The organism is Myxococcus llanfairpwllgwyngyllgogerychwyrndrobwllllantysiliogogogochensis (assembly GCF_006636215.1).
In the GTDB taxonomy this organism is placed as follows: domain Bacteria; phylum Myxococcota; class Myxococcia; order Myxococcales; family Myxococcaceae; genus Myxococcus; species Myxococcus llanfairpwllgwyngyllgogerychwyrndrobwllllantysiliogogogochensis.
Window position 1 is genome coordinate 1 of record NZ_VIFM01000441.1, and the last position, 5,188, is coordinate 5,188.

At 65.3% G+C, this 5,188-nt stretch carries 3 protein-coding genes; 1 reads left to right on the top strand and 2 read right to left on the bottom strand.

What is annotated here, in order from left to right:
- A partial coding sequence (locus tag FJV41_RS53260) for a hypothetical protein (RefSeq protein WP_220137964.1) occupies window positions 1–269 on the top strand: 269 nt, incomplete at its 5' end.
- Window positions 270–2,576: 2,307 nt separating this feature from the next.
- Here the strand turns inward: FJV41_RS53260 and FJV41_RS47835 are convergent.
- Both FJV41_RS47835 and FJV41_RS52895 read right to left on the bottom strand, forming a co-directional pair.
- Window positions 2,577–2,825: a zinc-binding dehydrogenase gene (locus FJV41_RS47835; RefSeq protein WP_141649305.1), complete on the bottom strand. Its 249-nt coding sequence runs from the start codon at window positions 2,823–2,825 to the stop codon at window positions 2,577–2,579.
- A gap of 2,032 nt (window positions 2,826–4,857) precedes the next feature.
- Complete coding sequence (locus FJV41_RS52895; protein ID WP_181791467.1) at window positions 4,858–4,998, bottom strand: hypothetical protein; 141 nt, start codon at window positions 4,996–4,998, stop codon at window positions 4,858–4,860.
- Between the last annotated feature and the right edge of the window lie 190 nt (window positions 4,999–5,188).

The following is a 5,188-nucleotide window of genomic DNA, read 5'->3' on the forward strand; positions in this document are numbered from 1 at the left end:
AGCGGGGCGCCTCTTCTATTTCATCTTCGCGCTCCCTGTCAACCACCCAGTTTCGCTTTTCTTCTTTGCTGCTTCCCGAAGTCTCCAGCGCCGCCCAGTGGCTTCCGCTGTTTCTTTCGGGAGGGCGCGGCTTCTATCTCTTCGCCGCATCCCGTGTCAACCGTTGCTTCGTTGACTCCCTCGCCGCTTCCGCCCTGCTGCTGCCCGGGCTTCTTCGTCGGGGCGCGGCTTCTACCACCGCCGCATCTTCTGTCAACTCGCTTCGTTGACCGCTGTATTCCGTGCTGTCGGTACATCCTCACCACGGAGTGATCCGCGCCAGTGCGCGGGCTTCGTTGCGAGGGGGGCGGCTTGTACCATCGGGATTCGGCGAACACCAGCGTTCTGATCGCAGGGCGTCGGATTTTTTCGGCCTGGGTCAGTGACCTCCCGGATCTGGCTCCAGCGCACGTGCGCATCGGCCATCAACGAAGGGCCGCTCCCATCTCCCGCCCGAGCGGTGGCCCATCGACGACCGCCGCTGCGGGCACCGCAGGCGCCCTGTGAACAGCACACCCTCCTGTAGCGCCTGGCAGGCCACTCGCTGGGCGGCCCATGGACAGGGCGAGTCCGCGCCCCCTCGTCCCAGGTTCGTTCACCGGGACGCCAGGCGCCTTCCGCGGTTGGCAGCGCGGGAGAGATTCGCGGTGCTCGATCAATCGGAGCGGCAGGCCTGGGCGGTCTGAAGCCCACCCTACCGAGGAGTTGTGCGAGTGCGCCCAGATGAGGTGGCTCGGTTTCTCCCTGCCTGAGCGTCGCCCTTCACCTGCGACGGGAGCACTGCGGCCCTGGCTTCGCCCACTCGACGTCTATTCGCACCGTAGGGCCTCCGAATCGCCCATTCGACGGCGGCGGACTTGCTACGCGCTTCGGGAAAGGTTGCCAGGGAGGCCCTCCGCAAGAACAACATGCATGAGTTCCTTCAACGCCCTGACGAGTCTCCGAGGAGGCAGCACTCGCCAGGGTGCTACTGAACCTGGTCCGACGTTCATGGACGGGGATTCACCAACGGAACGAGCCCTCAGGCAGTTTCCCGTCACGGACGGCTTCCCCTGACGGTTCGTCGCCGAGCGCTTCGCCATGGGCGCGATATGCGGCCCGCCGTTGAGAGCAGAGCCGGAGCTCGCGTGACGCTCTACGCAGGAGCGGGTGGCTCGACACCGACACGCTGAGCGGCCACGCCATCTCAGTCCAGGGGTGATCCCTGAGACCGTTCTCCGGGCATGGGGCCAGTGACCTCTCCGGGTTGCATCGGGCTTCAGCGAGCCCGCGCGTGGTGAACAATCGACGCCACAGCCCGCTCTGCGCGACCCGGTACGAACAGCTGACCCGGATAGAACAACGGGTACTCCAATCCAGGGCGCCCACTCCTGAATGAGGCCTTCGCCAGCGTAAAAGATGATGCCCCTACGACTCAGAGCACTCGAATGGTGGGGGTCCTGACGAAGAGAATGCCTGTCGCTCTGATGCTCCATCCCCGGAGCCCCCGAGTCTCTCGGGGAGGCGACGCACCTGTCACGGGCGACAGGGTCTTCTGCCTCCCCTTCTCGGGGGACGACTCCTTCGAGCTCCACCAAGAACCCGCTGTCCTCTTGGAGGACCGTGTGGCTTCGCGGCGGCATCCCTCGTGCTGCTGATGCTCTTCGTCAGGGTGACTACATCGCCACGCCGACGGGGGCGCTTGTTCGCGGAGCCCAAGTCGCGAAAGGAGCCTGTCCACTCACGCGAGCTCTCGCCAGCGCGACGAACCGGCGGACCGAGAGGTTACGAGCGTCTTCACCCGGCAAGCCGAAGCAGCTCGGGCCAGATTGCACGACACGAGTTCGGACGCGGCACAAGTAGCTTCGAAATAAGTACCCACCTCTCCAGCACCCACGCGGGGCGCTTACTGGTGGCCTGACATTGGAGCACGGGGCGTGCTTGGTGCCACAGGAGTTCCCGCAGCCACACCAGTCCCATCCATCAAGCACTCGTGGTTGCATTCCAGTGGGTCGGAGAACCCCAGGCAACCACCTCTTTTCCATCAGAATGCGGAGGACAACGGACCGCCTGCTCGGGACAGCAGTCCTCGGTCCGGGGCTTCGAGACCCTGTTGCCAATTGTGTCGGGCCCGAAGACCGCCCGACGACGCTTCCCTCCCTCAGCCCGAAGACAGCCCACGAGCATGGTGCTGAATGCCACCGTCTCGCTCATGGCCCAGGCCTCTCGCACAACCCGCAACACGGGTCGGTCGACAGAGTTGCTGGTGGTCTCTCCATGAGACATGGAGACCTAGCAGGGACGACCGCAACTTCGGGAACTCGATCGGCATCCCTGTACGCGACGACCATCGGCGCGCTCTGGACGCCGACCTCATCCACCTCTGCCGGATTCTTTTTGAGAGCAGCCCTCGTCGCCTCGTGCGACGGGGGCTTTTCGCTCTTGATGCGTCTGGAGTTTCCGACGCCGTAAGGAGGCCCGGTGCCCGCTTCGGCCGCCAGGGCGTCCGCGGGCTTGCGGCCCGAGGCCACCCTCGAGGCCTGACGGCCCGCGCGGCTTCAGGGCACTCGCAGCACCACCTTGCCCACCGTCGCGCGCGACTCCAGTCGCTGGTGGGCTTGCGCGGCTTCCTCCAGTCCCACCACCAGCCCCAGCTTCACGCGCAGCTGCCCTCCCGCCAGTGCGCTTCCCAGCGCCTCGCGCGCCCGCCGCTGCAGCGCCGCCGGGTGCGGCATGCGCAGCCAGTACGCGCTGACTTTCAACGACTTCGCATCCAGTGTCTCCACCTCCACCGTGCTGCGTGGCATTTGGCCACGCCTCGAGTGTGCGAGCCGGCCCCAGGGTCCTCTCCAGCGGCGACTGGGGCTGCTCGAGCGCAAAAGTTCGACCGTCGTCCCCGACTATCCGCCGAGGATGTTTCAGGGCAGTCCCCTGAAACGGTCGCCGTGGTGCGCGGGCAGTGGAAGTGCCCGGCGCGCATCGCAAGCTCGACGGCACGAACAAGCACGTAGAACTCAAGGGACTCTTTCGCTTCACAGACTCAAAGAGGGCAACCGCACGTATTCCACTGCAAGAATGCCTATATTCAACGCGGCGGTCCCTTCCGCAGCAGAATGTGGAGACGTCGACGCGCAAGCTCGATGTGAAGGCAGTACCACGCTTGAGTCTCGGATGGCGATGACCTGAGACTGGTCAGCCGCATTGTGCCCCCCTTTACCCTGCTTTTGACGTCGACGTGACACGGCCACACCTGGCCGCCGCCAGGGCACCCCTCAAGCCGAAACATAGTCACTCCAAAAACATGAATACACGGCTATGAATTTGCCCCGGGCGAAGCGCACTGCTTTGTGCGCGCGTCATCCGGCCCTCAAGCATGGGGGTTGCCATCTCGATGGCCGCCACCCCGCGTCGCTCGCTTAATTGGAGCCTCACGGCACGAAGCCCTCGGAGCCGCGCTGTGTATTCGGACATGGAGGCACGATCGTCCGAGGACAGCCCCGCTAAGAAGCTATCGAGACGAGAGGCTCGCGTGTCGGCGGGCGCAACCAACGTCACGGTCGACCAGGATGTCATCGTGGACGGGCGGACCTGCTGCGGCTGCGAGGCGCCCTCTCGCGTCTTCAGTGCAACGGGGACTGGTAGCTCACAGGCCGAATGAAGGCGGAGACTCTGTCGCGGCGGTCGTGTCTCACCCCAGAGACCGAGCGAGGCGCAAATCACCTGGGAGACCTCACCGAGTGGTCCGACAACGGGTCCATGGGCGTGGTGTGACCGACCGGGGTAATGGCGCTCAGGAGGGTCTTCACCGAAGTTGTGCGCAGCGCGGGCGGCCAAGCGGATCGCGAATCGGGGCAGCGCGCGGATCCTGGCACTGGAAAGACGGTTGGAAATGCGAGGCTGGCGAGAGGGATGCGAGCCTGCCCAGCCAGTCCTCCAATGCATCCTCATGAGTCCACGAGCACCGCCACAGCGGTGCTCCCTGGGCCCCGCGAGATGAGCTACCGGGGAGGCGACACATGACTGGCTGAGAGAGTTGGTGCGGCTCTGCACCCCGTAGCGAAGGGTGCGAGCCAAGTAGCCCGGCTATTGGGCATGGGGCCAAATAGGGCGAGGGCGTATCGCGGGCTCTCGTGGCGGTCCGGCGTACTGGTGGTCCCGCTGACGAGGTACCTCCGCACGAAGCGCTCAAGGCGGTGGTGCAGGCGCACCTGCCGTCGAAGGTGTCACCGAGGCAGCCATCCTCGCCGGTGTCCTGGACAGGGTCGAGTGGAGGCGCTGCTCTCCAAGGCCTGTGGCTTCAGCATCCACCGCGGGCTTCACTGGAGGTAGGCGGCTTCGAGGCGAGCGCCTTCGGCCATGAAGCAAGGCTCGGGGCGCACGCGTACGGAGCGAGGACATGGCCGTCCCCGGCCAGGAGAGGTGGCGCAGGCGGATTTCGATGATGTCGGCAAGCTGATGAATAGATTCCCATGCGCGAGAAGCTGCGCCTGGCCGGCGTCCCTCAATCCCCGCAACTGCGCACCCAGCGGGCTGTAGACGACCCCCTCCCCCACTCCGATTTCCTCTCCGAGTTGCCGAGCGACACGGTGGATCGTCTCGACTCCGAGCAACTGTCCCAGCTCGTGCGTCGCACCTCCTGCGAGGAGGCCAACTTCAACCCTTCTGGAGCCAGGCATGTGTGGCGTCCTGGAGCGCCACGACAAAGTGCTCATCGTCGGCCCCCACCACTGAGAACGTCCCACCTGACACGGGGCCTCGGTCACGGTGAGTGCCGCGCCGGCTACAGTACCCTCTACGTCGGCACCGACGAGTTGCTCAGGCAGCTGGGGCGCACGGGTCTCATGGGCTGCTACGAGAAGCGCCCGCTTGCGCTTCACCTTGCCAGACTTGCCCATCATCGATGACCTCGTCCTTCGCGGACTGTCCCAGGATGAGCCGGTGGACCTCTACGAGGTCATCCACCAGTGGGACGATGGTCACCTCACCTCCAACCGAGAGATTGGAGAGCGACCTCGGCGTTTCAGGGACCCGCTGATGGCCGGTACCGGTGAGCGTCAAGGTAGATGTCGCGTGAGAGGGTTCAGCCGATGCGCTTCATCTCCTGCACGGCCGGGATGAGGCTGGGCGAGGGGCCCAGGCGGACGGAGCCCGCGGGAGTCCAGTTGCGCGT

What these genes read in the sequence shown, in the direction of transcription:
- FJV41_RS47835 (WP_141649305.1), bottom strand. Translation starts at nt 2,825, where the DNA reads ATGCCACGCAGCACGGTGGAGGTGGAGACACTGGATGCGAAGTCGTTG.